This is a genomic window from Arthrobacter sp. NPDC058097 (assembly GCF_042884885.1).
Classification (GTDB): Bacteria; Actinomycetota; Actinomycetes; order Actinomycetales; family Micrococcaceae; genus Arthrobacter.
On record NZ_JBHVSZ010000001.1, the window covers coordinates 255,692 to 282,066 of the forward strand.

25 protein-coding genes and 3 tRNA genes are annotated in these 26,375 nt (G+C 67.3%); 7 read left to right on the plus strand and 21 right to left on the minus strand.

Annotated elements, in window-relative coordinates:
• Window positions 1-22 precede the first annotated feature (22 nt).
• The 5 genes from ACFVTE_RS01220 to ACFVTE_RS01240 form a co-directional block, all read right to left on the minus strand.
• On the minus strand, window positions 23-1,078 hold the full coding sequence (locus tag ACFVTE_RS01220; protein ID WP_387095734.1) for a LacI family DNA-binding transcriptional regulator: 1,056 nt from the start codon (window positions 1,076-1,078) through the stop codon (window positions 23-25).
• 79 nt (window positions 1,079-1,157) lie between these two features.
• Complete coding sequence (locus tag ACFVTE_RS01225; protein ID WP_387095737.1) at window positions 1,158-1,421, minus strand: hypothetical protein; 264 nt, start codon at window positions 1,419-1,421, stop codon at window positions 1,158-1,160.
• Window positions 1,418-2,317, minus strand: coding sequence for a carbohydrate ABC transporter permease (locus ACFVTE_RS01230; protein ID WP_377963608.1), 900 nt, complete (start codon window positions 2,315-2,317; stop codon window positions 1,418-1,420). Before ACFVTE_RS01230 ends, ACFVTE_RS01225 begins: the two co-directional genes overlap by 4 nt.
• Window positions 2,314-3,351 carry a carbohydrate ABC transporter permease gene (locus ACFVTE_RS01235; RefSeq protein WP_387095740.1) on the minus strand — a complete coding sequence of 346 codons (1,038 nt, stop codon included), beginning with the start codon at window positions 3,349-3,351 and terminating at the stop codon, window positions 2,314-2,316. The genes ACFVTE_RS01230 and ACFVTE_RS01235 overlap by 4 nt, the downstream gene beginning before the upstream one ends.
• A gap of 7 nt (window positions 3,352-3,358) precedes the next feature.
• On the minus strand, window positions 3,359-4,657 hold the full coding sequence (locus ACFVTE_RS01240) for an ABC transporter substrate-binding protein (protein WP_387095742.1): 1,299 nt from the start codon (window positions 4,655-4,657) through the stop codon (window positions 3,359-3,361).
• 126 nt (window positions 4,658-4,783) lie between these two features.
• Here ACFVTE_RS01240 and ACFVTE_RS01245 point away from each other — a divergent pair, with 126 nt between their 5' ends.
• Window positions 4,784-6,616 (plus strand): glycoside hydrolase family 13 protein, encoded by a 1,833-nt coding sequence (locus ACFVTE_RS01245; protein ID WP_387095745.1) that lies wholly within the window; start codon window positions 4,784-4,786, stop codon window positions 6,614-6,616.
• A gap of 29 nt (window positions 6,617-6,645) precedes the next feature.
• Here ACFVTE_RS01245 and ACFVTE_RS01250 read toward each other — a convergent pair whose 3' ends face one another.
• The 10 genes from ACFVTE_RS01250 to ACFVTE_RS01295 all read right to left on the minus strand — a co-directional run bounded on the left by ACFVTE_RS01250 (window position 6,646) and on the right by ACFVTE_RS01295 (window position 12,322).
• Window positions 6,646-7,257, minus strand: coding sequence for a hypothetical protein (locus tag ACFVTE_RS01250; protein WP_387095748.1), 612 nt, complete (start codon window positions 7,255-7,257; stop codon window positions 6,646-6,648).
• On the minus strand, window positions 7,254-7,904 hold the full coding sequence (locus tag ACFVTE_RS01255; RefSeq protein ID WP_387095751.1) for a hypothetical protein: 651 nt from the start codon (window positions 7,902-7,904) through the stop codon (window positions 7,254-7,256). Before ACFVTE_RS01255 ends, ACFVTE_RS01250 begins: the two co-directional genes overlap by 4 nt.
• Window positions 7,901-8,284, minus strand: a complete 384-nt coding sequence (locus ACFVTE_RS01260; RefSeq protein WP_387095754.1) for a hypothetical protein — start codon at window positions 8,282-8,284, stop codon at window positions 7,901-7,903. Before ACFVTE_RS01260 ends, ACFVTE_RS01255 begins: the two co-directional genes overlap by 4 nt.
• A 32-nt stretch (window positions 8,285-8,316) precedes the next feature.
• The gene (locus ACFVTE_RS01265; protein ID WP_306920600.1) at window positions 8,317-8,508 is read right to left on the minus strand and encodes a DUF2273 domain-containing protein; all 192 of its coding nucleotides are present in this window, start codon (window positions 8,506-8,508) and stop codon (window positions 8,317-8,319) included.
• Complete coding sequence (locus ACFVTE_RS01270) at window positions 8,505-8,960, minus strand: Asp23/Gls24 family envelope stress response protein (RefSeq protein WP_387095757.1); 456 nt, start codon at window positions 8,958-8,960, stop codon at window positions 8,505-8,507. The genes ACFVTE_RS01265 and ACFVTE_RS01270 overlap by 4 nt, the downstream gene beginning before the upstream one ends.
• A 110-nt stretch (window positions 8,961-9,070) precedes the next feature.
• A complete protein-coding gene (locus ACFVTE_RS01275; protein WP_387095760.1) occupies window positions 9,071-9,538 on the minus strand; it encodes a hypothetical protein in 468 nt (155 codons plus the stop codon).
• A gap of 243 nt (window positions 9,539-9,781) precedes the next feature.
• The gene (locus ACFVTE_RS01280) at window positions 9,782-11,377 is read right to left on the minus strand and encodes a glycoside hydrolase family 68 protein (protein ID WP_387095762.1); all 1,596 of its coding nucleotides are present in this window, start codon (window positions 11,375-11,377) and stop codon (window positions 9,782-9,784) included.
• 581 nt (window positions 11,378-11,958) lie between these two features.
• A tRNA-Phe gene (locus tag ACFVTE_RS01285) sits at window positions 11,959-12,034 on the minus strand.
• A gap of 48 nt (window positions 12,035-12,082) precedes the next feature.
• Window positions 12,083-12,156: transfer RNA gene (locus tag ACFVTE_RS01290), tRNA-Asp, on the minus strand.
• Between the two features lie 93 nt (window positions 12,157-12,249).
• Window positions 12,250-12,322 (minus strand) — tRNA-Glu (locus ACFVTE_RS01295).
• Between the two features lie 240 nt (window positions 12,323-12,562).
• Between ACFVTE_RS01295 and ACFVTE_RS01300 the strand changes: the two genes are divergently transcribed.
• The 4 genes from ACFVTE_RS01300 (at window position 12,563) to ACFVTE_RS01315 (ending at window position 16,658) form a co-directional block, all read left to right on the plus strand.
• A complete protein-coding gene (locus ACFVTE_RS01300) occupies window positions 12,563-13,501 on the plus strand; it encodes a DMT family transporter (RefSeq protein WP_387095765.1) in 939 nt (312 codons plus the stop codon).
• Between the two features lie 9 nt (window positions 13,502-13,510).
• Window positions 13,511-13,939 carry a metallopeptidase family protein gene (locus tag ACFVTE_RS01305; protein WP_387095768.1) on the plus strand — a complete coding sequence of 143 codons (429 nt, stop codon included), beginning with the start codon at window positions 13,511-13,513 and terminating at the stop codon, window positions 13,937-13,939.
• Between the two features lie 10 nt (window positions 13,940-13,949).
• On the plus strand, window positions 13,950-14,870 hold the full coding sequence (locus tag ACFVTE_RS01310; RefSeq protein WP_387095771.1) for a cation diffusion facilitator family transporter: 921 nt from the start codon (window positions 13,950-13,952) through the stop codon (window positions 14,868-14,870).
• A gap of 261 nt (window positions 14,871-15,131) precedes the next feature.
• Window positions 15,132-16,658, plus strand: coding sequence for a C40 family peptidase (locus ACFVTE_RS01315; RefSeq protein WP_387095774.1), 1,527 nt, complete (start codon window positions 15,132-15,134; stop codon window positions 16,656-16,658).
• A gap of 43 nt (window positions 16,659-16,701) precedes the next feature.
• On the opposite strand, the gene ACFVTE_RS01320 is transcribed toward ACFVTE_RS01315, so the two are convergent.
• The 3 genes from ACFVTE_RS01320 to ACFVTE_RS01330 form a co-directional block, all read right to left on the minus strand.
• The gene (locus ACFVTE_RS01320; RefSeq protein ID WP_387095777.1) at window positions 16,702-17,577 is read right to left on the minus strand and encodes an ABC transporter permease; all 876 of its coding nucleotides are present in this window, start codon (window positions 17,575-17,577) and stop codon (window positions 16,702-16,704) included.
• A complete protein-coding gene (locus ACFVTE_RS01325; RefSeq protein ID WP_387097103.1) occupies window positions 17,564-18,556 on the minus strand; it encodes an ABC transporter ATP-binding protein in 993 nt (330 codons plus the stop codon). The genes ACFVTE_RS01320 and ACFVTE_RS01325 overlap by 14 nt, the downstream gene beginning before the upstream one ends.
• Before the next feature lie 77 nt (window positions 18,557-18,633).
• Entirely contained in the window at window positions 18,634-19,788 is a 1,155-nt protein-coding gene (locus ACFVTE_RS01330; RefSeq protein WP_387095780.1) for an outer membrane lipoprotein carrier protein LolA, read from the minus strand.
• 152 nt (window positions 19,789-19,940) lie between these two features.
• On the opposite strand from ACFVTE_RS01330, the gene ACFVTE_RS01335 reads away from it, so the two are divergent.
• Entirely contained in the window at window positions 19,941-20,600 is a 660-nt protein-coding gene (locus ACFVTE_RS01335; RefSeq protein ID WP_387095783.1) for a DedA family protein, read from the plus strand.
• A 56-nt stretch (window positions 20,601-20,656) separates the two neighbouring features.
• Here ACFVTE_RS01335 and ACFVTE_RS01340 read toward each other — a convergent pair whose 3' ends face one another.
• Together ACFVTE_RS01340 and ACFVTE_RS01345 are read right to left on the minus strand one after the other, a co-directional pair.
• Window positions 20,657-23,416: a PEP/pyruvate-binding domain-containing protein gene (locus ACFVTE_RS01340; RefSeq protein WP_387095786.1), complete on the minus strand. Its 2,760-nt coding sequence runs from the start codon at window positions 23,414-23,416 to the stop codon at window positions 20,657-20,659.
• A gap of 3 nt (window positions 23,417-23,419) precedes the next feature.
• On the minus strand, window positions 23,420-24,457 hold the full coding sequence (locus tag ACFVTE_RS01345) for a universal stress protein (RefSeq protein ID WP_387095789.1): 1,038 nt from the start codon (window positions 24,455-24,457) through the stop codon (window positions 23,420-23,422).
• 466 nt (window positions 24,458-24,923) lie between these two features.
• On the opposite strand from ACFVTE_RS01345, the gene ACFVTE_RS01350 reads away from it, so the two are divergent.
• Window positions 24,924-25,544, plus strand: a complete 621-nt coding sequence (locus ACFVTE_RS01350) for an FAD-dependent monooxygenase (protein ID WP_387097106.1) — start codon at window positions 24,924-24,926, stop codon at window positions 25,542-25,544.
• A 93-nt stretch (window positions 25,545-25,637) separates the two neighbouring features.
• Here the strand turns inward: ACFVTE_RS01350 and ACFVTE_RS01355 are convergent, their stop codons facing one another.
• The gene (locus tag ACFVTE_RS01355; RefSeq protein WP_387095792.1) at window positions 25,638-26,264 is read right to left on the minus strand and encodes a copper resistance protein CopC; all 627 of its coding nucleotides are present in this window, start codon (window positions 26,262-26,264) and stop codon (window positions 25,638-25,640) included.
• Window positions 26,265-26,375 lie beyond the last annotated feature (111 nt).

Here is a 26,375-nt window from a genome sequence, read left to right on the forward strand (position 1 = left end):
GCCCGCTGAGAAAGGTGCGGTGCTAGGAAGACCTGGGCGGCGCCGTCGTGCGTCTGACGATCAGGCGGTGCGGTGCCACGGAGGACCGCACTGAACCGGTGATCCCCAGGAGTTCGTCGAGCAGCATCTTGGTGCCAAGCTCGGCCTGCTCATCCGGCCGCTGCCCCACCGTGGTGAGTCCGATGGCATCGGAGAAATCGTGGTCGTCGATGCCGATCACGGACAGGTCCTCAGGCACCCGGATGCCCACCCGGTTCGCTTCGAAGATGACCCCCATGGCCATTTCATCGGACGCGCAGAAGATGGCGGTGGGTTTGGCGCCGGACTGGGCCCACAGCCGCCGGAATGCCTCCTGGCCGCTGCGGACGGTGAAGTCGCCCCACTCGTCCCACTCGGGCCGGACTTCCAGGCCCGCAGCTGACATGACGTCCTGGAAGGCCAGGATGCGGACCCGGGGAACGTCGAAGTTGAGGTCCGTTTCGTCGTCGCCGTGCAGCAGCGCGATGTCCCGGTGGCCGAGCCCGATCAGGTGCTTGACGGCGGTGGAGGCCGCCGCGTAGTCGTCGATGCCAATGTAGGCACACTCCTCGACGTGGCCGCCCACCACCACCAGCGGGATGTCGATCTTCTGCAGGTGGTCCAGTTCGTCCCGGGTCAGCGCCATACACAGCACCAGGAGGGCGTCGATCTGCTTGTAGACCATGGTCTTGCTGAAGAGCCGCTCCCGGTGGCTGCCGTGGCCGCCGAGGTTGAACAGGGAGAGGTTGTATTGCCGTGCGTGCAGCTCGCGGTCCGCACCCTCGATGGCCTTCGAGAAAAACCAGCGGCTCACAAAGGGAGCCAGCACGCCAATGGTTTTGGTGCGCCCGGTGGCGAGTCCGGACGCCGACGACGACGCGACGTAACCGAGCGCCGTGGCCACCTCAAGGATTTTCTCCCGGGTGGCCGGGGAGACGCGGGGCAGGCCGCGGACGGCCCGTGACACGGTTGCCGTGGATACACCTGCGGCCGCGGCCACGTCCTCGATACTGACTCCTGAGTGGCCACCGCGCTGTGCCCTTTCAGTAGTGCGCGCCACGATGTCCTCTCTATCCCCTCATACAGATTTCCGCCATGCTGTTTACCCGGCGGCAAGAATCAATTTTATCCGGCCGGCCTCACTTGCGGCGCGTGGCCGTGCGGGCTGGAAGGCGCCTGCGGAGCCTGACCATGCCATACAGTGCCAGCAGCGTGGCAAGCAGTCCCAGCGCCCACCAGAGCGCGGGCTGCGCAGTCACTTCCATCCAGACGGTGACGACGAGCAGCACCACAGCCCAGAACCCGAGGAATCCGATGATGATGTCGAAGTCCTCCCCGGAGCGGACGCGCTTGGGCGCGACCGGCTCCGGCTTCCCGTTATGTGGTGCTGCTCCGTGCGTCACTTGACAGCGCCCGCCGTCAGACCGGCCACGATCTTGCGCTGGAATACCAGCACCAGGATGACCAGCGGGATGGTGACGATGGTGCCGGCGGCCATGATGGCCGTGTACGGGATCTGGTTTGGCTGGGCACCGGCGAAGTTGGCGATTGCCACGGTCACGGGCTGGGTTGCGTCGCTGGACAGCTGGCTGGCGATGAGGAATTCATTCCACGAGGAGATGAAGGCCAGGATCGCCGTAGTGAAGATGGCTGGCGCGGCGAGAGGCATGATGACCTTGCGGAAGGCCTGCCCCTGCGTGCAGCCGTCCACCCGGGCCGACTCCTCCAGCTCCCATGGCATCTCCCGGAAGAACGAGGTCATGGTGTAGACGGTCAGCGGCAGGACGAACGAAATGTTCGGGATGATCAGCGCCTGGTAGGTGCCCATCCAGCCGATGTTGGTGAACAGCTGGAACAGGGGCGTGATCAGGGCAACACCAGGGAACATGGAGGCCCCGAGGATGAAGCCGAGCACCAGGAACTTGCCCCGGAAGTTCAGCCGCGCCAGCGCGTACGCCGCGAAAACACCGATGATTAGCGACACCAGTGTGACGACGCCGCCGATGAAGACGCTGTTCAGCAGGGCCTGGCCGAACCGGTTGCCGAACGAGGTGTCGAACGCGGTTCTGAAGTTGTCCAGAGTGACATGGGTGGGCAGGATCGAGGTGTCGTAGGTGAAGCCGACCTCGCGGAATGCCGTCACCACCATCCAGTATGCCGGTGCGAGGCACCAGATCAGGATGACGGCGGCGCTGATGTAGGTCCTGCCCTGTGCCCACCGTTCCTTGTTCTGCGCCTTGCGGCGGCCTCGGTCCTGCTCCGCGCGCAGGGTTGCTGCGGAGGATGTCGCGGCGGTCATTTCTTCCCCTTACCTGTGGCGCCGCTCTGTTCAACAACATTTGCGCCGAGGAACCGGACAAAGATGAACGCGACAAGAAAGATGATGATAAACGTGATGGTCGACAACGCCGCGGCGGCATTGAACCCTTGTCTGATTTGGTTGATCACCAGGATGGACAGCGTTGTGGTGTTGTTCGCGCCGCCTGTGAGGATGTACGGGAGGTCGAACATGCGCAGTGCGTCCAGCGTGCGGAACAGGATGGCCACCATCAGGGCGGGCTTCACGAGCGGCAGCGTGATCAGCCGGAAGCGCTGCCACGCGGAAGCGCCGTCGACCTTGGCGGCCTCGTAAACCTCGGCCGGGATCATCTGGAGTCCGGCGAGGATCAGCAGAGCCATGAACGGTGTGGTCTTCCAGACGTCCGCGATGACCACTGCCCACTTCGCCGGCCATTCGCTGCCGGTCCACAGGATCGAGGTGTTGAACAGCTTGTTGGCGATGCCTTCGAACGCGAAGATGAAGAACCAGAGCTTCGCGGTGACGGCGGTGGGGATGGCCCACGGAACGAGGACAGCAGCGCGGACCATGCTCCGGCCCTTGAAGGTGCGGGCCATGATCATTGCCATCCAGAAACCGAGGACGGTCTCGAAGGCCACGGTTACCACGGTGAAGAAGAACGTGGTTGCCGTTGCCGACCAGAACTGCGCACCCAGCGTACCCGGCGGACACGCCACCGTCCCACCGGCCGGGGCTGAACACTGCTGGGCAAGCCAGTTGACGTAGTTCTGGACGCCGGCCGGGCCGCCGGCCGTGAACAGGCCGGTGGCGGGGTCAAGGCCGGCGTCCTTCTGGAAGGACATCACGATTGCACTGATGATCGGGTAAACGATCACCACGGCAAGGGCGATGATGGTCGGGGCCAGGAGCCATGTGGCCCACTTGCCCTGACTGAGAATCTTGTTGTCCTCACCCACGCCCTTGGGGCCGTGGTGGACCGGGGTGCCGCCCGACGCCGGTGCCTTGACCGGCGTCGAGCCTACTTCGGTTGCCATGGCAGAACTACGATCCTGCACCGGCGGATTCGATGGACTTCTGCATGTCAGACAGTGCAGTGTCCACGGGCTTCTCACCCTTGATGGCCGAGTACGCGTTCTCCTGGATCGCCTTGGTGACCGCCGGGTAGAACGGGCTGACCGGACGCGGCACGGCGTTCTCGATGGAGGTCTTCAGGACGGGCAGGTACGGGAGCTTCTTTACCAGGGCCTGGTCCGTGTAGAGCGATCCGAGCACCGGTGCCAGCGAGCCCTGCGTGGCGTAGAACTTCTCGGTTTCCTCGGATGTCATGAACTTCAGGAAGTCCAGGGCCGTGGCCTTGTTCTTCGAGTAGACACTGACGGCGAGGCTGTGTCCGCCGAGCGATGAAGCCCCGGGGCCGTCCTTGCCGGGGATCGGTGCGATGCCCAGCTTGTCCTTCACCTTGGATGATCCTTCGGTTGTGGCCAGGTTGTACACGTAGGGCCAGTTGCGGAGGAAGAGGAGCTTTCCGTCCTGGAAGGCCTGGCGGCTTGCCTCCTCCTGGAAGGTGATGGCTTCCTTCGGGATGTTGCCGTCGGCGTAGGCCTTGGCCAGGTTCTCCAGGCCTGCCTTGGCCTGGTCCGTAGTCAGGCTGGGCTTGCCGTCCGCATCCAGGACCGAGCCGCCGGCGGAGTTTATGGCCTCCGAGGCGTTGACGGTCAGGCCCTCGTACTTGCTGAACTGTCCGGCGTAGCAGCCGATCTTGTTCTCCTTGGCGATGGAGCACATGCCCATCATCTCGTCCCACGTCTTCGGCGGGGTGGGAACCAGGTCCTTGCGGTAATACAGCAGGGCGCCATCGGAGGTCTGCGGGGCCGCGTACAGCGTCCCCTTGTACGTAGCTGCGTCGACGGTCGGCTTGAGCATGGCGCCGGTGTCGAAGGCCATCTTGTCCTTCAGCGGCTGGAGCCAGCCCTTGGCCGCGAACTCTGCCGTCCACACGACGTCAACGTCCACGACATCGTAGCTGGCATCCTTGGCCTGGAAGTGCTGCACGATGTCGTCGTGCTGCTGGTCCGCCTGGTCCGTCTGCTCCTTGAAGGTCACCTTCTCGTTCGGGTGGGCGGCGTTCCACTTCTCGATCAGCGGGCGGACGACGTTGCTGTTGTCCTTGCCCTGAACGTAGGTAATGGGCCCGCGGCCGTCCAGGTTGTTGGCGGCGTCGCCTCCCCCGGCACCGCCGCCCGTGGTGCTGCCCCCGCCGCCGCCGCCGCCACAGGCAGACAGGGTCAGTGCGAGCACGCCGGCAGTGGCAACCGGGAGTAAGAACTTAGGGGTTTTCATTGGCTGGAGACTCCTCGCTGAGTGACATGAAAATCATCCGTGCGGTTGATGTGGTGACTGTCACACTAGTAACGTTGCCCGAAGAAATGCAAGCGTTTACACCTAATTGTTACCGGAGAGGCAACCATGACCCACCGCCCGATCAGCACGCCGGCTTCCGAGACAGCAGCATGGTGGGCCCACGCGGCCGTCTACCAGATTTATCCGCGTTCTTTTTCAGATGGAAACGGTGACGGCATGGGTGACCTGCCCGGCGTTACGGCACGCCTGCCCTACCTGCAGCAGCTCGGTGTCGACGCCGTCTGGCTCTCGCCGTTCTACCGGTCCCCGCAGGCCGACGGCGGCTACGACGTCGCCGATTACCGGCAGGTGGACCCTGCGTTCGGCACGCTGGCCGACTTCGACGCCATGCTGGACGAGGCCCACAGCCGCGGGCTCAAAGTGATTGTGGACCTGGTGCCCAACCACACATCCGATGAACATGTGTGGTTCCAGGAGGCCCTTGCGGCGGAGACCGGCTCGGCCGCCCGGGAGCGGTACATGTTCCGGCCGGGGAAGGACGAGGTTCCGGGCTCCGGCGACGGCAACATCGCCCCCAACAACTGGAAGTCCATCTTCGGCGGACCGGCCTGGACTCGGACCACAAATGCGGACGGCTCCCCCGGGGACTGGTACCTGCACCTGTTCGACACGAAGCAGCCGGACCTCAACTGGGAAAATCCCGAGGTCTGGGAGGAGATGCGGTCCGTGCTCCGCTTCTGGCTGGACCGGGGCGTGGACGGCTTCCGGGTGGATGTTGCCCACGGGATGGTGAAGGAGGCCGGCCTTCCGGACTGGGAAGGCGTGGCTGCCATGGTGGAAGGCTCCGCCGAAGCTGCCCACCTGACCGATCCCCCGGGCGCCCATGGCGAGGCAGTTGAACCGCACACCGCGCACGCTTCTCAGGCGGGTGCCGGCACAGCCGCGGAGCACGAGCCCGTATCACCGCTGTACCCGCCGTCGCCATTCTTCGACCAGGACGGCGTCCATGACATCTACCGGGACTGGAACCGCGTCCTGGCGGAGTACGACGGCGACCGGATGCTGGTGGCCGAGGCGTGGGTTGAACCCGCGGAACGGCTCGCCCGGTACATCCGCCCGGACGAGATGCAGCAGGCGTTCAACTTCGATTTCCTCCTGGCTGGCTGGGACGCCCAGCGGATGGCGGTGGCCATCGAGGACTCCCTCGAGGCGGCTGCGTCCGTGGGGGTGCCGTCCACCTGGGTGCTGAGCAACCATGACACGGTGCGCCATCCCAGCCGCTTCGGCCTGCAGGACCCCACCACCTTCCCGAAGGGCATCGCCGCCGAAGACGAGCAGCCAGACGCCGCCCTGGGCCTGGCCCGTGCACGCGCCGCCACCCTGGTGTCCCTGGCCCTCCCAGGCTCGGCGTACATTTATCAGGGCGAGGAGCTTGGCCTCCCCGAGCACACCACGCTGCCGGCCGAAGCCCGGCAGGACCCGACGTTCTTCAGGACCAACGGCATCGAGCGCGGGCGGGACGGCTGCCGGGTGCCGCTGCCGTGGAAATCCGAAGCCCCGGGGTACGGCTTCGCTGCGGCATCCTCGGCAAAGGATCCGGCCGCCCCGTGGCTGCCGCAGCCCGAATCCTTCGAGGATCTGGCCGCGGACCGGCAGGACGGCGTCAAAGGCTCGACGCTGGAGCTGTACCGCTCGGCGCTTGCGGCCCGCCGGAGTCACGGGCTGGGGTCCGGAACCTTCTGCTGGGCGGACAACCATGATCCGGAACTGGGCGTCCTCGCCTTCCTCAACCGGGACGTCCTGGTGGTCGCCAACACGGGGACGGAGCCCACGCCCGTCCCGGACGGCTACCGGGTGGCGCTGTCCAGCGCGGAAGAATCAGCCGCGGATGACGCCGTCGTTGGACCCAACAGCGCGGCCTACCTGGTGGCCAGATAAAAAGGCAAGCAGGGGCTTGACGAACGGAGTCAGCGGACCCGCTCAGCGCGGCTGAAGCGGGTCCGCGCGCCGGCCGCGATGTGCACCAGGACCGGCGTGCGCAGGCCCACCACAGCACTGAGGGCATCAACCAGGTCCGCCGCCTCTGCCGCGACGGCCTGCGGAGAAACACCGGGCCGCGGGTGCAGCCGCAGCTTCAGCGCGGGCTGGCCCTTCACGTTGTAGATCGAGACCGTGGCCCCGGCAAGGTCTGGACGGTCGGCCAGGGCGTTCTTGAGTGCCTGTTCGGCCACTCCGCCGCCGATCCGGATGTCGCCGGGAACGCCGCCCGGGTCCTCCGCTGCCAGCAGGAGGTCGGTCCGGCCCTTGCCCTGCTGGGCGATCCACGCGACCATGAGGCCGATCAGCAGCACCACCGCGAGCGCCAGGACGATCCACAGCCAGCTCCCCTGCCGGCCGGGGAACTGTGTGCCCTCGAAGATGGCGGTGGCGTTGTCCGACACGCTTTTGGACCAGGAGTGCCACCACGTCGCGACCGCGGGGACGGCCGCCAGGAGCACCAGCAGCACACCGATCACCAGCAGTTTGACGCCAAGAATGCCGAGAAGGATCCGGTTGAGAAGCCTGGGTGTGCTGTTCACGCGCCCACCACCCCGGAGGTCGACAGATTTACGGTCACCTGCGGCATGGGCGACGGTCCCATACCCCGCAGTTCGTCCTCCACCGCCTGCAGGATGGCGTTTTCACTGACCGGCACACCGGAGGTGGGGCGGACATTGACCACTACCTGGCGCTGGGAAACCACCACCATGACCTGTTCCTGCGTCACATTGGCCGCGAGGCGGGCGCTCCGGGCAAGTGCTGCGGCGATGACTTCGTCATCAACCACCACGGCAATCCGCCGGTCGGCGAGCAGATGCCTGGCCCGGCGCCCGGGCAGGACCGCATTCAGGAAAAAGAAGAGGCCTGCTGCCGCGGTCACGGCTCCGGCGGCACCCAGCAGCAGTGGCGGCACGCCCGACGGGAGTGCCACGATCCGTTCGGCTGCCGTCTGCGGGTCGATGAGCCAGGGCGGCTGGCCGATGGCGCGCACCGCCGACTCAAGGAGCGCGTAAAGACACAGCACGATCACCAGGGCCCCGGCAATGACCGATGCCACCGCCCGGGAAGAATGCGTCTCGCGGTGCAGGACGCGGCGCATGTCGAAGGCGGCGGCATGCGCCGCCCCGGAGCCGCCCTGCACCGGGTCCCCGCCGGCCTCATGCTGCTGTTCGACGACGGAACTCACCGGACCCTGCCCCCTTCCGTGACGTGGGCCCCGCTGATGCGGATATCCACCCTGCTCAGACTCGCACCGCTGAGTTCGGTGACCTTGGTGAGAATGGCAGTCCTGGCGTGCACGGTCCTGTCCCAGATGGAGCCGCCCACAGACTGGACGCGTCCCGGGTCGCGGAGTACAGCCGGCAGGCTCGGGACCCTGATGGGTGCGACGAGCGACAAAGCCAGCAGGCCGCCGTCGTCCGTCCAGTCTGCGCGCACGTCATGGGCATGGATGCCCAGGGCCTCGGCGGCGGCGGCCCTGGCAAGGCTGGTAAGCGCCTGGGTGCTGATCCTGTTGTGGCCGCTGTACTGCCGGCTGGGCGTAGCTGCCCCGGCTGCCTGGCTCATGTCGGCTGCCCCGTTCCTGTGGGCTGCACCGCTCATGAGGAGGAGCGCCGGCCGGTGATGGCATCGATGACGCTGCGCAGGTCCAGTTTCCCTTCTGCGGCGCGGCCCAGGAGCGCGCCGATACCCATGAACAGCAGGGAGATCAGGAAACCCCAGAGGCCGAACTGTAGTGACATGAACGCCACGAAGGCGCCGACGGCGATTCCAACGACAGTGGGGCTCACAGGACCGCCTCCCTCTCGGCGACGGCGGGCGCACCCGTCGGCTTCACGGGCGGTGCAATGTAGACGTCGTTGATCTCGACGTTCACCTCGATGACCTGCAGGCCCACCAGTTTCTCGACGGCCGCATAAACACTTGCCCGCACCTGGTTGGCCAGGGCATGCAACGGAGTGCCGTAGACCGCTACCAGGGTGATGTCGACTGCCACCTGGGTTTCGCCCACCTCGGCGTGCACGCCGGCGGCATGGTCGGAGCTGCCCACCGCGTCCCTGATGGCACCGAGTGCCCGCGAGGAACCGGTCCCCAGGGAGTACACGCCGGGCACGGCCCGGGCCGCGATCCCGGCAACCTTGGCCACGGCGGTCTCGGAGATTACGGTCCGTCCCCCGGCCGCGGCCGGCGTCAGGGCAGGGTCCGCTCGAACGGCGGCGGTTTGTGGATTCGGGTATTCCATCAGCACTCCCCTTCTGTTGAACACAACCCTATCCCCTGGGCCCGGCAACGTCAGGGGCCGGGACCACGTCTGGCGCCACGGCGCCCGGCTGAGCCCGGGACCCCGGCAGCTTAGTGGCAGTTGGCGGACAGCCAGCTGGTCACGGGGGCCATGGCGGCTTCGAACTTGCCGTTGGAGTACACGCTCTGGTCGGTGAGCCCGGCCACTGCCACCTCGGTCAGCCGCGCGAAGTCCGCCTTCAGCGCCTCCGGCACGCGTTGCGCCGTCTGGGCCAGTTCCGCCTTCTTCTGCTCCAGTTCCGCCGTCTTGCCCTGGGCAGCGGAGAGGGGCAGCAGGGACGCCCCGGTAGCCTGCGTGGAGATGGCATCACACGCCTCGGCCGCGGAGGCGTAGCCGCCGTACGGACCGGACGCGGCACTCGCCGACGCGGTCGGAGCGGCACTGCTGGCCGCCGTCGTCGACGTTTCCGACGCCGCCGGCGCACTGCCGGAGGCGGGCGCGGAGCAGCCGGTAAGTGCCGCTATGGCAAGAAGGGCGGTGGCGTACAGCGGGCAGGCAAGATGTTTCACGGTTTCCATTCGTGGAGTGGTTTTGCCGCCTGTGGCGGCCTGGCCGGGCAGCCGCAGAACGCCTGCCCCGTCCCCCGGCGTGCGAGTCTAGCCCGGCTGGCATGCCTCTTTCCAAGTTGACAGGCCGGGTGCACTTTGCAGTCGTGCGCGCAGATAGCCCTGTATATACAGAGTGCGGACACGGCAGAAGGCGCCCGGGCCCCGATTCAACTCAGGGTCCGGGCGCCTCCCGGTTACTGCTTCAGTGAGGGCTTACTTGTAGAGGCCCTTGCCGCCAACGTGGACGTTGGTGGGCAGGTAGCCGAACGGGCCGAGGCCGTTCTTGCCGAAGGTGCGGTCGACCTTCGACACGCCGTCCCGGAAGTTGATCTTCACGGTGGGCGACAAGGAGCCGCCGCGGACGCCGTTCACGTTGTCGATAAACGACTGGACCAGGCCGCCCGGCTGCACGTAGTGCGAGTAGGCCTGGAACTGACGGCCGTTCTGGTTCGGCGTCGGGGCTTCCGGGGACTCGGACGGCAGGTTCAGGTCCGTCGGGGAACCCAGGGCCAGGCCGCTGTTGTTCATCGGCTGGTAGTCGGAGCGGACGCCGTCGCCCACGAAGCCGTAGACGCCGTCGGGGCCGCGCATGCCTGCAGCGTAGGTGAACTGGTGGCTGATGGTGAACAGGTAGTACTTGTTCTTGCCGTTTTCGTTCTGGATGAAGATCTGCGGACGCTCGGTCTGGTCGTTGACGCAGTTGGCGGACAGGATCGGCGGCAGGAAGTGCCACTTGGTCAGGTCCTTGTTGTCAGCCACGGCCAGGCCGACGTTGGCGGTCTGGTAATAGGCACCCTTGCTGTTGACCTCGTCGAGGTTCTCGGCGTTGGGGTCACCCTTGGCGTAGCCCAGGTCCTCGTTCTTGCAGCGGTAGTCGCCGCGCTTTCCGCCGGTGTTGCCTTCGAACACCATGTAGGTCTTGCCGGGGTGTGCCGGGTCGGCGAATGTGTACGGGTCGCGGAACGCGAAGCCCGGGTTCTGTGCCTTGTTCTGGTACAGCTTTCCGTCCGGCTCGAGCAGCTTGGTGTGCTGGAAGCCGTCGAAGGTCACGCCGTTCTTGTCGGCGTGGATGTTGCCGAGCGCCTTGGCGATGACGGCGTCCGGGGCGATGCCGCCGCCGCCGGCGTTGCGCTCCTTGACGTCGTAGAACGTGGTGGCCGTGTAGAACACGTTCACCTGGTTGCCCTTCATGAGGCGGGTGGAGCCGGACCATTCGGTGTTGCCGATGGAAGTGTTGTCCAGGAACAGGTGTCCGCCGTAGTTCCACTTGTCCTTGGCCGGGTCGGCGTTGGTCTTGCGGAAGAAGTAGCCGATGCGGGCGTTCCAGTGGCGCTGGTCGAAGCCATAGCCTGCGTGCCGGTCAGCGACCAGCGAGAAGATCACGTCGTAGCCCTTGTAGCTGATCTGGTTCGCGTTCTCGTCGGTCAGCGACCAGGTGTCCCAGACCCACACGTCATCGTTCATGGCGGGGAAGTCCTCGGGGATCTCCGGCATGGTGACGTCGGGGCTCATGGAGTTCTGGCCCGGCTGAACCTTGGATTCGCTCTGCGCCATGATCTGCTTGGCATCCGCACGGGTCCACTTTGAAGTGAAGTCCGACGCCGGGTCATGTGCCGTCTGGGTGTGGGGCGTCGGCAGGGGGAAACCCGGAGTCGGCGCCGGCATCTGCGTGCTCGACGGCGGATCCGACGGCTCGTTGGCCTGCGCCGAGGGCACGGCAAGGAAGGCCGTGGCGGCGACAGTGGCCACCAGAGCTGCGGCGGCAGGGCGCCACCGCAGCATCCGGGGGGTGTTGGGGTGCTTGTGCATTTTTTGCTCTTCTCGCGGAGTTACTTTCGTGGAAGACGGGCGGCTGCCCTTGTCCCCCCGGACTCCGGAGACCCCGCTGACACGGCATGCGTCATCGAGGACGCCGTTGTGTCGAGGGAGAAAAACGGGGTTTGGGTAGGACCCCGCGTTGGGCAATCGGAAATGTCTTACATTTCGCGGCCCACATCCAACGGTAGACAACGTTGTCAGCCGAGTTCAACACGGTTTTCGGCCGCTGTCCCGGCCTGGGCCCACTGTGGTGCAAGCGCTTACATGTGGTCTGCGCGCGCGTGCCCAACTTCAGGACAGGAATCAAATGGGGCTTCACGAACGCGTCATCAATGGTGTTGCTCACACCCGGCACTGCCGCTTCAGCCGGAAATTACGACGCGGGGGGCCGCGGCCAAAACTGGGCACTCTGACACGGGACGCCCCGCCGCAGCCGGGAATTACGACGCCGGCGCCTCCAACGTGCCCCACGACGGCTTGCGCTTTGGGCCAGGAAACCCGGCGGTAGAGAACAGGCAATCCCGGGTAACGAAAAAACCCCGCTGTTCCTAAGGGAACAGCGGGGTTTTAGCTGGTGGCTCCGACCGGCGTCGATCCGGTGACCTTTCGATTTTCAGTCGAACGCTCTACCAACTGAGCTACAGAGCCTAGGTGACATGTCACCATGACGGCCGGAATTTCTTCCGGCAATCAAAGCGACCCTGACGGGACTTGAACCCGCGACCTCCGCCGTGACAGGGCGGCGCGCTAACCAACTGCGCTACAGGGCCTTGCTATTTCTTGCTTCCGCAGTATTGCTACCGCGTTTTTTCAAGGACTCCAGCCTACCAGACTTTTTAGCCTGCTTTGACCACTTCCTTGCGTACCCCCAACGGGATTCGAACCCGTGCCGCCGCCGTGAAAGGGCGGTGTCCTAGGCCGCTAGACGATGGGGGCCTGGACTCAATTTGGCTGAACAAGGGCAAAAATAAAGGGCCGAAGCCTTTCGTTCTTGTCCTTTCGCGTTCCTCCGAACTGGACCTGTAAAACTATAGAGCCTATCCCCGGAATATCCAAAATCGGCCCCGGGAAGCCCCAAAGGCGGGCAAACCGGAGCCCGCCACAATGGCAGTTTCTTGGCTAGACATGGCCGATTTCCGCCAGCCACGACGCCGGCAACGGGGCTAGATTGGCACCATGGCATCCACCGCCGGCACCAGCCCCCTGCACCCACAGTCCCCTGAAGATCCCGCTTTCCAGAGGCCCGCCCCTCCCGTAAGCGCACTGGGCGTCGCCGCCGTGGTGGTGACGGTGGTGCTCTGGGCCTCCGCCTTCGTGGGCATCCGCGCCGTCGGCCCAAGCTTCTCCCCCGGAGCCCTGACGCTGGGGCGGCTGGCGATTGCCGCCGTCGTGCTTGGCGCAGTGGTGCTGCCGAAGCTGCGGGCGCTGCCGCGGGGGCGCGAGTGGTGGCCGATCCTCGCTTACGGCGTCATGTGGTTCGGCGGGTACAACGTGGCACTCAACGCCGCGGAACATTCGCTCGACGCCGGAACCAGCGCGCTGCTCATCAACGTGAACCCGATCCTGGTGGCTGTAATGGCAGGCGTCATCCTCAAGGAGGGCTTCCCTCGCTGGCTGATCATCGGCAGCCTGGTGGCGTTCGGCGGCGTCGCAGTCATCGCGCTGGGATCGGGGACGCGTTCGACGGCGGACGTGGCAGGCGTGCTGCTTTGCCTCCTCGCTGCTGCGCTCGCCGCGGTCAGCGTCATCATCCAGAAGCCGGTGCTGCGGAAGTTCCCGGCGGGACAGGCAACCTGGTTCGGCATCATGGTGGGCCTGGTCTGCTGCCTTCCCTTCGCCGGCCAGCTGGGGCAGGAATTGCAGGCGGCGCCCCTGCCCGCCACCCTGGGCCTGGTCTATCTGGGCATCTTCCCCACCGCCATCGCCTTTACCACCTGGGCGTACGCCCTTTCCCTGATCGAGGCCGGCAAGCTGGCTGCCACCACGTATCTGGTGCCGGGCACGACGGTGCTGATCTCGTGGCTGGTGCTCAGCGAAATCCCGACAGTCTGGGGGCTCGTCGGCGGCGCCATCTGCCTGCTCGGCGTAGGGCTGACCCGGCGGAGATCCCGCTAAAGTTTGGATATGCCCGCAAACCTGCCGCCCGGCCTCCCGATCGTGCCGGACGGGGCCGGCGACTCCTCCGGCTTCGAGATGTCCGAGGCCGACTTCGAAGCCGCCGTCGGTGCCGCTCTGGACCAGCTTCCGGCGGAGGTGGCGCGGGCCATGGACAACGTGGCCGTGTTCATCGACGACGACTACGTCCCCCAACCCGGCGAGGACCCGGATACGGTGCTGCTGGGACTGTACGAGGGCGTTCCACTGACCGAGCGCGACTCCTGGTGGGACGCCGGATCCCTTCCGGACCGCATCACCATCTACCGCAAACCCATCCTGGACATCTGCTCCTCCCGCGAGGATGTGGTGGAGGAAGTCGCGGTAACAGTCATCCACGAGATTGCCCATCACTTCGGAATCGACGACCAGCGGCTTCACGAACTGGGTTGGGATTAGCCTTGTAGGCATGGGACACGACCACAACCACGCCCACGGCCTCACGGCAACGGGCAGGCACCGCGGCAGGCTGATCGCGGTTCTGGCCATCACCCTGTCCGTGATGCTCATCCAGATGGTCGGTTCCCTGCTCTCCGGGTCCCTTGCCCTGCTGGCCGACGCAGGCCACATGCTCTCCGACGCCGCCGGCGTCTTCATCGCCCTGATGGCCTCGTGGATCGCAGCGCTGCCGGCCAGCGACCTGCGGACCTACGGCTACCAGCGGGCGGAAGTCCTGGCTGCCCTGGCCAACGCCCTGATCCTGGTGGCGGTGTCAGCGGTCATCTTCACCGAGGCCATCCGCCGCATCGGCTCCGCGCCCGAGGTGCATACAGACATCATGCTGTACGCCGCAATCCTGGGCGCCGCCGCCAACCTCGTCTCGCTGCTGATCCTGCGCAGGGCCCAGCAGGAAAGCCTGAATGTCCGCGGCGCGTATTTGGAAGTGCTGGGCGACCTCCTCGGCTCTTTCGCCGTGATCGCCGCGGCGCTGGTCATCAGGTTCACCGGCTACCTGGCTGCGGACACCGTCGCCTCCGTGATCATCGCGCTGATGATCCTGCCGCGGGCCTGGCACCTGCTCCGCGACGTTGTCGACGTCCTGCTGGAGGCCACCCCCAAAGGCGTGGAAGTCAGCATGATCCGCGAGCACATCCTTTCCGTGGCCGGTGTGGTGACCGTCCACGACATCCACATCTGGACCATCACGTCCGGTGTACCGGTGTTCTCTGCCCACGTTGTGGTGGAGGATGAGATGCTCAGCGCGAAGGGTGCCGACCAGGTCCTGGACAAGCTCACCACCTGCCTCGGCTCGCACTTCGACACCGAGCACTGCACCTTCCAGCTGGAACCGGCCAGCCACTACGAGCACGAATCGCCGCAGCACGCCTGACTGGCCGCTCTCTCACAGTGCTTCCGGAGCCGTCTCTACGCCCGTCGCCTGTCCTTTGTGCGACCACGGCAGGGGCATCGTTCCGCGACACGCCCAGCCACCTCCACCCAAATGACACTGATGTTGTTTATGTTATTGATGTGACCAGTGTTGCCAAAGTGGCAAACTGGCACCTAACCTCAGAGGGCTGGGCATCTTCAGAGGGGCACTACCGTGCTGCCTCCCGACTCGTTCGCCCCGCCCTGACTTGCGAGGTTATGAATGAGTTTGACCGGCCCCGGCCGCACAGCGGCTGTCCTGTGCACCGCCGTCGTCCTCTTGGGAACCCTTGCAGCGCCTGCGCGGGCTGACCTGGCATTCGCGCATACACCGCCAGCATCAGTTGCCGGGTCAGCAGCCCTGACCGTTCCGGCGGCGCCGGAAATCCCTTCCGCCGAGGACATCGCGGCGGCCAAGTCCAGTGAAAGTAGGACGGCGGCAAAAGTCGCCGACATCGAGGGCATCCTGGCTGACGCCGCGGCTGCCCAGGAGGTCACGTTCGCACGGACACTCGAAGCCAACAACGCCTACAGCAACGCCCTGGTGGAGCTGGACACGCGGTCGGACGCGGCCGCGGTAGCCACCGCCAGGGCTGCTGCCGCGAACAAGGAACAATCCAGGAGCCGCAAGGCCGTGGGCGAGCTGGCCGGAGATCTGTACCGGAACGGCGGCCTCAATCCTGAGCTGAGTGGTCTGGTCACGGGCACGGGCGACGTCCTCGCCAAGGCCGCAACGCTGCAGGCCCTCACTGCCGGCCGGAGCAGGGCCTTTGCCGCCGCTGAATCCACCGCGGCCGCTGCCGAATCACTCACGGCTGCCGCCGCTGACGCCCGCCGTGCGGCAGACGACGCGGCGAAGACCGCTGAGACGCTCAAGGCAGCGGCAGACCAGGTCAACGCGGCCCAGGTGAAGGCGGTGGCGGACGCCAAAGCCCAGCGGACTGTCCTCGTGGGGCAGCTTGCCTCGCTGCGGAACACTACTGCAGCGCTCGAGTCCGCCCGGGTGGACGGCCTGGAACGCCGGCGCCAGCAGGCCCGGCTCGCCGCCATTACCGCAGCTGCCGAACGTGCCGCCGCTGACCAGGCGGCCGCAGACAAGGCGGCTGCTGAGGGTTCCGACGGCGGGAATGCGGCGCAGGCGGAACAGCCGGCCTCTGCGCCCTCCCGGAAACCTGCCCAGGCCGCTCCTGCACCTGCCGCTCCGGCGGCTCCTTCGGTGCCTTCGCCTGCGGCGCCGGCTGCTCCGGCTCCTGTCCGCCCGGCTCCCGCGCCGGTACGGCCGGCACCCGTCCGGCCAGCCCCGGCCCCGGCACCTGCACCTGCGCCGGTTCAGCCGGCGCCCGCGCCGGCACCCGTTCAGCCGGCGCCGTCGCCGGGCGGTTCCAACCAGGCGGCCATTTCGGTGGCGATGGGCAAGGTGGGCTCCCCGTACTTCTACCAATACGGCGGGACCGGGGCCTACGGCTTCGACTGTTCGGGCCTGGTCCAGAACGCGTTCGCGGCCATCGGAAAGCAGCTGCCGCGCACGGCTGCGGAGCAGTTCGCCCAGGCACCCGTCCACGTGCCCCTGTCCCAGGCGGAGCCCGGGGACCTCCTGGTCTGGGGTTCGGCCCCGGGTTTCTACCACGTGGCGATCTACCTGGGCGGCGGCCGGGTGGTCCAGGCGCTCAACCCCTCGGCGGGCATCACCGTGACGGACCTCAGCATGATGGCCGGCATGCAGCTCTACCCGGTCGCTGCGCGCTACTGACCGGGGACTCCATTGGCGGGGACCCTGCTGGCAGGGGCAATCCCTATGACAGCACGTCCTTGCTCACGAACCTGCCGTACGCGAGCGCGCCGAACGCAGCGATATAGCCCAACTGCAGCAGCGCGTTGTCACCGAACGAGTCCCAGCCGATGGGCTGCCGCAGCAGGTCTGCGAAGCCGAACCAGTAGTGCGTGAACAGCCATGGGTGCAGCCACTCCAGCTGGGGCAGCTGGTCGAGCACCTGGGACACGACGGACAGCACGATCGTGGCGGCCATGGCGCCCACGGGCACGTCGGTCAGGGTGGAGAGGAACAGCCCGATGGCCGACAAACCCAGCAGCGACACGGCCTGGTAGGCGGCGATCAGCAGCATCCGGACCAGCGCCTCGTCCGGTTCCACCAGGTCGCCCGAAAGCAGCGCCACCGGGCCCACCGGGAACAGCGCCCAGCCGATGCCGGCTCCGGCGAGCGCCACCGCCAGCGGGGCGGAAATACAGAACACCGCGGCCCCGGCATACTTGACCAGCAGCAGCCGCACCCTTCCGGCAGGAGCCACCAGCAGGTACCGTAGCGTGCCCAGTCCGGCTTCCCCGGCAATAGTGTCCCCGGCGACCACGCCAATGGTCAGCGGAAGGAAAAGCGGAACCGAAACCAGCATCGCCGTAACGGCAACGAACAGCCCGTTCTGGCTGATCCGATCCAGAAACGCGGGCCCCCGCCCGGGGGGAACAGCTGAGGAAACGCGGACGACGACGGCGATCACCACCGGGATGGCTGCCAGTGCCAGAAGCATCGCCTGGGTCCTGCGGCGGCGGAACAGCTGCTTCAACTCGGAGGCGAGCAGTGAACCGCTGGACGCCCGGCGCCGGGTCCCGGGCGCCGGGCTGGCGTGCACCGGCGGCCGATCACTGTGCGACATCGAAGCCCTCCCCCGTCAAGGCCACGAACCGGTCCTCCAGGCTGCCACGCTCCACCGTGAACCCGCGGACACGCACCCCGTCCGCCACGAGGGCAGCGACGATCGCTTCCGGTGCCACGCCTCCGTTTGCGGATGGTTCACCTGCCGGCGCCGGGTGATGCTCGGAACCGGAGAGTCCTGCTGCGCGGTCAACCCCTGCGTTACGGTCAAATCCGGCGCCAACGGGCAGACTGGACGTGATCACTGCGTCCGCGCCGTCGGGATGTCCCACAACCGGGGACAAGCCAAACCGCGCCAGAACGCCCGAGGCCGTACCGGCGTCAGGCGTCACGAGGCGGAGCTGCGCGGTGCCGGCCTGGCGGAGTTCGGCCAGGGGCCCCTGCGCCACCAGCCGGCCGGCGCTCATGATGGCTGCATGGGTGCAGATTTGCTCCACTTCGGCGAGCAGATGGCTGGAGACGAAAACGGTGGCACCGTCGGCGGCGAGGGACCGCACCAGGTTGCGGACCTCGCGGGTGCCCTGCGGATCCAGCCCGTTGGTCGGTTCGTCCAGGACCAGCAGCTCGCGCCGAGCCAGCAGCGCGTTGGCGATTCCCAGCCGCTGCTTCATGCCGAGTGAGTAGGCACGCACCTTCTTCCGGGCAGCGTGGGAAAGCCCCACGCGTTCCAGCGCTTCGGCCACCCGCGCACGGCGGGTGGATGGCGCGGCGTGGCGGTCCGCTGCATCCAAGCGGTGCAGATTTGCCGCGCCCGACAGGAACGGATAAAAAGCCGGGCCCTCCACGAGCGCACCGACCCGGGGCAGGACCTCGTCCAGCTGCCGCGGCATGTCCAGCCCCAGGACCCTGACCTCCCCCGCGGTCGCTGCAGCGAGGCCCAGCATCATGCGGATGGTGGTGGTCTTTCCGGAACCGTTGGGCCCCAGGAAGCCGAATACCGAACCCCGGGTCACCGTCAGGTCGATGCTGTTGACCGCCATCTGGTGGCCGAACCGCTTGCTCAGGCCCTTGGTTTCTATTGCCGGTTGTGCCCCGCCCGGGCCGCGGGCAGCGCCTGTCACTTCGCGGCTGCGGCGGCCTGGAGCCGCTCCAGGGGCACGGACCCGACGAATGTCCGGCCGTCATCCGTCAGCAGGACATTGACCAGTGATGTGGAGATGGCACGGCCGCCCTGGACCGTCACTGTCGCCTGGCGAAGCAGGGGGTCATTTAGCAGCTTGTCCACGGATTGCTTTCCGGACTCAGGGGAAGCCGACGGGGCGGAAGCGGAGGGAGCCGGGATGCCGACGATCCGTTCCCAGCCGGTTCCGGTGACCATCGGGACATGCCCGCGCAGGCCTTTGTGGTCCCAATTCTTGTCAGCCCGGTTCTTGCTGCCCAAATCCTTGTCAGTCATATCCTTCTTGTGGCCGGTTGCCGGCACCGCAAGTTCCTTCACCGAGGCACCCGGTGGCGGTGAGAAGTTGAACAGGCTCGCGTCGGGAGCGCCGAGCGTCAGGCTGGAGAACCCGGTCCGGAAGGCAGGTTCCTGTTGCCCGCGCGCCCGAATTTCCACGCTCAGCGGCATGCCGTTCTCACCATCAACGGCCACAGCCACCGAGCCCACCAGGGTCACGTCCGACCGCGGTGTGAGAACCAGGTTGTACGCCGCCCTGCCTGCCACCTCGATGTCTCCAGCCACGGCCACTTCGGTGCTGCTGTCCAGCTTGTCGAGCATCTTTGCGGCCAGCTCCTCCGGCGTGGCCACTCCTGCCGGCATGTCATGGCTGCGGGATTCCTTCGACGCCGCTGCCGGAAGCGTGACGTGCGTGGCCGTGTTGTCCTTGGAGTTGTACAGCCACACTTCGTTGCCCTGCCGGACGGCGTCGCGCTCGGCCATCCGGTCCATCACCTGGATGCGGGCTTTGGTTGCCCCGTCGACGTAGACGCGGGCGCTGTGCGGCCCGGTCAGCAGTTCGGCGAGGGAACCCCTTCCTGCGCCAGAGGTGGGCCCCACCTGGGGAACATCGGGCAGGCCGAGTTCGGAGGACTGTTCAAGCGTGCCGGAGAAGGACTTGGTCTGGTGTTGTCCGATCATGGCCAGCACCTGGGCCGGTGTCCTCTCTGGCAACGGATCCCGGGCGCTCGCGGGCAGGGACCCCGCCAGGACTCCGGCAGCTATAACAGCAGGTACGGCCACGGCGGGTGTCCACCGCAGCCAGGTGGCAGTCATGTCAACTCCGCTCCGACGTCGCAGCTCATACCCTCAGGGTACGCCTCGGCCCCTCATGTGGCAGCCCCGCCCGGGCAGTCCGCTTTCCCTGCCGCGCCTGGTGGGCCAGACTGGGTGGGACACCGTTTTCCAGCTTCCAGGAGCCTTCGCCAATGCGCATTCCCGGTGCCGCATCCAGTCCCGCCGACGAACTGACAGGCTTCGTGGGCTTCGCCGCCCAAGCGATCGATTCGCTCGGGGAATGGGGTGTGGGGCTCTTTACCTTCCTCGAGACGGTATTTCCGCCGATTCCCAGCGAAGTGATCCTTCCGCTCGCCGGGTTCCTGACCCGGCAGGGGTCCCTCAACCTGGTCCTGGTCTTCGTGACCAGCACGCTGGGGGCCTATCTGGGCGCCCTCGCGCTGTATTTCCTGGGCGCGAAGGTGGGGCTGGAGCGTTCGATCCGCTGGCTGTCGAAGCTGCCGCTGGTGGACAGGGAGGACTTTGAGCGGGCGGACGGCTGGTTCCGCCGCCACGGCAGGTCTGCCATTTTCTTCGGCCGGCTGCTGCCCGGCGTGCGAAGCCTCATATCGTTGCCGGCGGGCGCCGAGCGGATGCATCTGGGCACCTTCAGCGTTTTCACGATTGCCGGCAGCGGCATCTGGAACGGTGCGCTGATTGGCTTCGGCGTACTGCTGGGCCGCCAATACGCGATGGTGGAGCAGTACTCGCGCTACCTCAACTACGCCGTCTACGCCGCCCTGGCCATCTTGGTGATCTGGCTCGTGGCCCGGCACATCCGGCGCGGGAAGCCGGCACCGGACCGGCAGTAGCCCGGCCGCCCAGCAGCCCGGCCCCTCGGTTGCCCCGCCTTCAGCAGCCCCTCCTCTCAGTCGCCGGGCACCACGGTGCCCGCCCCGCCGTCGACCGTCACTTCCTGGCCCGTCCTGAGCAGCGAGGTGGCGTCAGCGACGCCCACCACGGCGGGGATGCCGTATTCCCGGGCCACCACGGCTCCATGGGAGTTGGGGCCGCCCATCTCCATCACCAGGCCCCCCGCCGTGAGGAACAGCGGGGTCCAGCCCGGATCGGTGGACGGTGCCACGAGGATCTCCCCCGGTTCCAGGTGGGCGCCGACTGGGTCGAGGATGACGCGGGCGGGCGCTGTCACTGTCCCCGCCGACGCAGGGCTGCCGGACAGTGCCCCGGCATCCGCGCTTCCGACGGCGGTAAGTAGAGTTTCGGGTTCCGTTCCGTCTGAGAGCAGCATCCGGGGAATGTGGCGCCGCTCCAGTTCCAGGTAATAGGCCCCCTGCCGCTGCGCCACGAGATCCTGCATGTCGGCACCGTCCAGCGCCCGGGTGGCCTCGGCAAAGTCCAGGAAGAAGATGTCGTCGGCCCGGGCGATCCGTTCCTGTTCCGCCAGCACGGTGCCGACTGCTGCGAGCTGCTTCCGGACTTCCGCGAGCGCCAGGACGATCTGGAACTTCGGAAGTTCGCGGAGCCCGGCGAAGAGCCGTGCCCGCCGCAGCGCCGCCCCGACGGCCATGCCGCGCAGGCGCCCCCGGGTACTGGCCTCGGCCACCAGCCGCTCGATCTGTGCGTCCGCTTCGGCTGCTGCCTTGCTGAACTGGCGGTCTGGAGCCCGTTCCGGATCCTCCAGCCGGAGGTAGTTGGCCAGGACGCCAAGGATATGGGTGGGGTCGTCCCGCCAGCGGGGCATGCCGACGTCGATCTCGGCGACAGCCCGGTGCCCGTACCGCGCGAGGAATTCCGTCAGGCCGGCCTGGGCCGTGGCCGGCAGGTCGGCCGCGGCGAAGCGCTGGGCCAGCACCGTGGGGTGATTCCCGGTGAGGACAGCCACTGATTCGGCGTCTGACTTGATCCTGGTGGCCACCCGCCACAGCTCCAGGTCCATCTCCGTTGTCACGTTGTTCGGCAAACCGCGGAGAACTGGCTGGAGGTCGATGTTTCGTTTCGCGCCGGCGTTGCCCTCGCCGGCCGCGTCGCCGCCGGAGCCGTCGCCACCGGTCCCAAAAAGCTTGCCGGCGCCGAGGAGTTTCCCCGCCAGGCCGAGCATGGCGAAGCCCAGGCCGGCCAGCGGGAGCACGGCCGGAAGGTTGGGGAAGAGCCGCGACAGTATCCCCTCGGCGTGGTCAAGCCGCGCGTGGGGGGAAGCACCCCGGGGCAGTTCCAGCGTCGCGTTGAACTCGGTGGTGAAGCGGTTCAGGCGTTTGAGGGCAGCCTCGGGACGGAGCAGCGCCCGGACCGCTGCTTCCGGCACGCGGGCCCGGGCAGCGATGGGGACCACGTGCCTGAGGAGGTCCCAGGGCGTGCGGCGGGTGATGGAGAGGCGCGGGTCGTCGAATACGCTGCGCAGGACTTTTGCGGAGCGTGCCTCCATGACGTCGAAGACGTTCGGGATAATCCGGCGGCCCACGGTGCTCCGCGCGGCGGCGGTCAGGTCGATGAAAATGCGCTGCCCGGCTTCCACATAGGGCGGCGGTCCGCTGCGGGGGTCCGGAACGTCAAAGCCGGCGGCGGCAGCGACCGAGGAGCCGATCTGCCGGAGGGCGGCAAGTCCCATCGGGGTCAGCGGCCGGGTGAGGCCCTGGGCGAGGCTGAAGCACAGGTACACACGCAGCTCGTCCCCCTGGCTTCGGCGTTCCGTGTTTTTCTCCCCTGGAAGGGCCCTCTCCGGCAGCGGGTAAAGCGTGGTGATCGGTCGGGACTGGGTCAGCCAGACTTTCCCGCCGCCGTCGAGCGCCCACTCAGTGTCCTGCGGGGCGCCGTAATGGGCCTCGGCCTTGCTCCCCAGCGCCGCGAGTTCCCGGATCCTCGCGTCGGTCAGGCAGGCCTGGCCGTCCGCGCTTTGCTCGACAAATTCTGTGCCTCCCCCGGGCAGCGGCCGGACAGCCGTCCGTTTGTCCCCCAGGCGGCGCTGCAGGATGGCTCCGGATCCGGTGTCCACCACGAAGTGGTCGGGATTGACGGCGCCCGACACCACGGCCTCGCCGAGTCCGGGGCTCGCGTCGATCACGGCCTCCCGCCGCCTGCCGGTGACCGGGTTCGCGGTGAACATCACCCCCGCCGCCTCGGCGTTCACCATGCGCTGTACGACGACGGCGAGTGCCACCGTTGCGGGGTCGATGTTCCGGCTGGCGCGGTACGCCACCGCCCGGTCAGTCCACAGCGAGGCCCAGCACTTCCGGACGGCGTCCAGCAGCGCCACGGCGTCGATAACGTTCAGGTAGGTGTCCTGCTGGCCGGCAAAGCTGGCGAAGGGAAGGTCCTCGGCCGTGGCCGAGGACCTCACCGCGACGGGAACGCCGCCCAGCGTACGGTAAGCCGTGAGTATCTCGCCCGCGATCGCCGTCGGGAGTTCCGCCGAGGTGATCAGGCTGCGGGCCCGGGCGGCCAGGCCCGCGAGGGCTTCCAGGTCATCGGCCGGAGTGTTCTGGAGGGCGTTGTGCACGTCTGCGAGCCCGAGCGGTTCCACGGCCTGGACGTAGGCCTCGGTGGTCAGGCAGAACCCATCGGGCACCGGGAGGCCGGCCGCCAGCAGCTCGCCAAGGTTGGCGGCCTTGCCGCCAACCTGCGGCAGCATGGAGGCGCTGAGGTCCCCGAGGCCGAGCACCAGGCCGCTCATGCGCTACGAGGCGCCGAGCATCGGTCCGAAGCTGGCGCGGTCGGCGAGCCGGGGGTCTTCCCGGTCCGGGACCACCATCACGGGGCTCTTGGCATGGTGCAGGACGCCGTCCGAGGTCGAGCCCAGGAGCATGCCGGTGAAGCCGCCGCGGCCGCGGGTTCCCACCACTATCAGCTCAACGTGCCGGCTGGCCTCCACCAGCACGTCCACGGGCGAACCGTCCAGCAGCCGGGTCTCGATGGCCAGCCGCGGGAAGTGGCTCTGCAGCCAGGCCACGCCGGCCTTCAGCTGGACCTGGATATCGGCGAACAGCGCTTCCCGGTCCAACGGGGCCGGAACCCAGGCAAGGGATCCGCTGTACTGCGGCACGGCGCAAATCACGCGGAGCGGCGCCCCCAGCCGTTCGGCCTGCTCCGCGGCTTCCAGGACGGCGACGCGGGCCTGTTCGGACCCGTCCACGCCCACGGCCACTACCCTTTCCACGGGGCCGTGGCCGGCCTTGGCCTGCTCGGCCCGGATGTGCTTGTCCTGCGTGGTCTCGCCCAGGCGGTCCGAGCAGATCAGCGGAACGGTGACCGTGGGGCACTTGGCGTGGGCCGGGAGGGCGCTGCTGACTGAGCCAAGCAGCCGGCCGACGAAGCCGCCCCGCCCCCGTGTCCCGAAGACCAGCAGCTCGGCGGTTTCGGACAGGTCGAGCAGCACGCCGGAGGCGTCCCCGTTCTCGACCGAGGCGCTGACGCTGATGTTGTAGCCGGACACCTTGTCCACGGCGTGTTGCAGGATGGCTTCGGCGCCCTCGCGGATCACCGAGTCGTCCACGGTGGCGTACCCGCCGTCGAGTCCGGAGGCGGCGAAGATGGGCACAGAGTAGGCGGTGACAATGTGGAGGGGACGACGGCGGCGTTCGGCTTCCCGGGCAGCCCACACGAGGGCGCACTGGCCGTGGTCCGAACCATCGACGCCGACCACGATTCCCTCTGGTCTCGCGCGCCGGGCACCGCCATCCCGTGCCGGGTCGGGATGCAATTCGTGTGCGTCCATTCGGTCCGCCTCCTCGCGATACTGCCTGATGATGCGGCTATTCTGCCAGAAGCAGCGCGTCTCGCCGGCACCGGCAGGCCGTCCGTTTCCCGGTTATGCACAGCCCGCCTTTAGGACCAACTATTCTCGGTCGGCGACTTGTTAGCAAGCGGGCCCCTCGGGGCTCTGCCGGTCCACCCGACAGCGTGTTTTTCGGCCCTTCCGGGTGCTCGTCGGGCACTGTCCACGGTGCTCTTCCGGCACGGCTCCGGGTGCTCCGGTGACGCTGTGCAAAGCCCCGCAAACCAATGTTTCGGGAGGGGTATCCAGCGACCAAAAAATTCTGTAATGTCGAGGCACCATCGGTCCGGATTGTGCTCCACGGCACAGCCGGAAATGGGTTGTGTCTGCTTGCTGGGGCAGTGGACGGTGCATGGGCGATGATGCCCTGCGCTTCGAAAATCTCGAGGAGGAAGTAGTGTCACGCATGCCTGGTCTCAGCGGCGCAGAACGGACCACCACTGTGGTCATCGGCACCGGACTTCCCGGTTTAGCCATAGCGACGGAACTCCGGCGCCGGGGCGTTGATTCAATCATCGTCAGCCGGCTGGAATCCCCCGGCAGCCAGTCCCAGAAATCCGCGCACCAGCGGTGCGACGACGCCGAGGCAGCCTCCATCCAGGAGCGGAACGAAATTCTGCGGCACCTGCGCAACTACGCCTCAAGCCACCGGCTGGACATCCGCAGCGACACGTCCGCCGTGCTGCTGGACAAGATGGGGCCGGGAGCGGAAGCCTCACTGCACCGCTGGGCGGTGCACACCCCCGACGGCGTGCTGCTGGCTGACCACATTGTGCTCACGCGCTGCGCCCACAGCCAGCTGCGGCGCATGCTCACGGACCTCGGCATCTCCATCGGCACCAACCTCGTCGCGGCCATGCGCGCCATCGGCATTTACCTGGTCGGCGTGGGTGAGCTCATCACTCCGACGCCGAAGGAGGTGCTGCGCCAAGCCAAGGTGGTGGGCCAGGCGATCTCGGCGAAGGTCTACCCGGACAGCGTGCCGTCGGTCCTGACCGGAAGCTTCCCGGCGCTGCCCGCTATCTGAGGCTGATCCTTCGTTGCGCACAAAGGCCGACGGCGGGAATCGCCGTCGGGCTTTCCGCGCTTCAGTGCGGTGGTTGGCCGGGACCGCGGCCGGCTACCCCTCGGTCCTGCCCCGCCCGTCCATTGGAGTCTGCGCGGCACCGTCGTTGTCGCCGTCGCCCACACCGAGCCTCCGGCGGGCCAACACACCGAGGGTGACGAGCAGGCCGAGAGCCACGGCCGCGAACACCACGATGCTCCAGGGGAAGGGCTCCGAGGAATCCGGCGCCGTTTCCGTGGCCTGCGTGGCGCCAGGCTGCGGCGTACCGAGGGTCTGGACCGGCGCCGACGTTGCCCCCGCCGCAGCGGCCGTTGCGGTAAAGGCGAACGTGCCCTCGATCGGGTGGGAGTCCGAGCTCACCACGCGCCACACCACGGTGTACTTCCCGGCCGGCGCACCTTCCCGCAGCTTCTGCGAGGCTACGTTGTCCACGATCTGCACCGGGCCGTCGGCCCAGTCGGTTCCGGCGGCGTCCGTCACCTTGACCTGCGAGCCGAGCCCCAGCGGGGTGTTGTTGAAGGTGATCGAGACCGTGGCGGGAGCTGTTGCCACCGTGGCGCCGTCGGCCGGGCTGCTGGATTCTGCGGCGTCGTGCGCGGAAGCGGGGCCGGCCGTCAGGAGCATGGCGACGAGCGCGAGCGCGCCCAGGAAGGCGGACAGCAGCTGGCGGGGAAAACGCATGGGCGGACTACTCCTTGTGTTGGCTTCCTTACAGACTAGGCGACTTTGCTGGGAGGGCACCCGGCAACCTACTAGGATTCAAGTTATCCCCACACTCTCACCGGAGGACTA

What these genes read in the sequence shown, in the direction of transcription:
- ACFVTE_RS01230 (WP_377963608.1), bottom strand. Translation starts at nt 2,317, where the DNA reads ATGACCGCCGCGACATCCTCCGCAGCAACCCTGCGCGCGGAGCAGGAC.
- ACFVTE_RS01235 (WP_387095740.1), bottom strand. Translation starts at nt 3,351, where the DNA reads ATGGCAACCGAAGTAGGCTCGACGCCGGTCAAGGCACCGGCGTCGGGC.
- ACFVTE_RS01240 (WP_387095742.1), bottom strand. Translation starts at nt 4,657, where the DNA reads ATGAAAACCCCTAAGTTCTTACTCCCGGTTGCCACTGCCGGCGTGCTC.
- ACFVTE_RS01245 (WP_387095745.1), top strand. Translation starts at nt 4,784, where the DNA reads ATGACCCACCGCCCGATCAGCACGCCGGCTTCCGAGACAGCAGCATGG.
- ACFVTE_RS01260 (WP_387095754.1), bottom strand. Translation starts at nt 8,284, where the DNA reads ATGAGCCAGGCAGCCGGGGCAGCTACGCCCAGCCGGCAGTACAGCGGC.
- ACFVTE_RS01270 (WP_387095757.1), bottom strand. Translation starts at nt 8,960, where the DNA reads ATGGAATACCCGAATCCACAAACCGCCGCCGTTCGAGCGGACCCTGCC.
- ACFVTE_RS01275 (WP_387095760.1), bottom strand. Translation starts at nt 9,538, where the DNA reads ATGGAAACCGTGAAACATCTTGCCTGCCCGCTGTACGCCACCGCCCTT.
- ACFVTE_RS01280 (WP_387095762.1), bottom strand. Translation starts at nt 11,377, where the DNA reads ATGCACAAGCACCCCAACACCCCCCGGATGCTGCGGTGGCGCCCTGCC.
- ACFVTE_RS01300 (WP_387095765.1), top strand. Translation starts at nt 12,563, where the DNA reads ATGGCATCCACCGCCGGCACCAGCCCCCTGCACCCACAGTCCCCTGAA.
- ACFVTE_RS01305 (WP_387095768.1), top strand. Translation starts at nt 13,511, where the DNA reads ATGCCCGCAAACCTGCCGCCCGGCCTCCCGATCGTGCCGGACGGGGCC.
- ACFVTE_RS01310 (WP_387095771.1), top strand. Translation starts at nt 13,950, where the DNA reads ATGGGACACGACCACAACCACGCCCACGGCCTCACGGCAACGGGCAGG.
- ACFVTE_RS01315 (WP_387095774.1), top strand. Translation starts at nt 15,132, where the DNA reads ATGAGTTTGACCGGCCCCGGCCGCACAGCGGCTGTCCTGTGCACCGCC.
- ACFVTE_RS01320 (WP_387095777.1), bottom strand. Translation starts at nt 17,577, where the DNA reads ATGTCGCACAGTGATCGGCCGCCGGTGCACGCCAGCCCGGCGCCCGGG.
- ACFVTE_RS01325 (WP_387097103.1), bottom strand. Translation starts at nt 18,556, where the DNA reads ATGGCGGTCAACAGCATCGACCTGACGGTGACCCGGGGTTCGGTATTC.
- ACFVTE_RS01330 (WP_387095780.1), bottom strand. Translation starts at nt 19,788, where the DNA reads ATGACTGCCACCTGGCTGCGGTGGACACCCGCCGTGGCCGTACCTGCT.
- ACFVTE_RS01335 (WP_387095783.1), top strand. Translation starts at nt 19,941, where the DNA reads ATGCGCATTCCCGGTGCCGCATCCAGTCCCGCCGACGAACTGACAGGC.
- ACFVTE_RS01340 (WP_387095786.1), bottom strand. Translation starts at nt 23,416, where the DNA reads ATGAGCGGCCTGGTGCTCGGCCTCGGGGACCTCAGCGCCTCCATGCTG.
- ACFVTE_RS01345 (WP_387095789.1), bottom strand. Translation starts at nt 24,457, where the DNA reads ATGGACGCACACGAATTGCATCCCGACCCGGCACGGGATGGCGGTGCC.
- ACFVTE_RS01350 (WP_387097106.1), top strand. Translation starts at nt 24,924, where the DNA reads ATGCCTGGTCTCAGCGGCGCAGAACGGACCACCACTGTGGTCATCGGC.
- ACFVTE_RS01355 (WP_387095792.1), bottom strand. Translation starts at nt 26,264, where the DNA reads ATGCGTTTTCCCCGCCAGCTGCTGTCCGCCTTCCTGGGCGCGCTCGCG.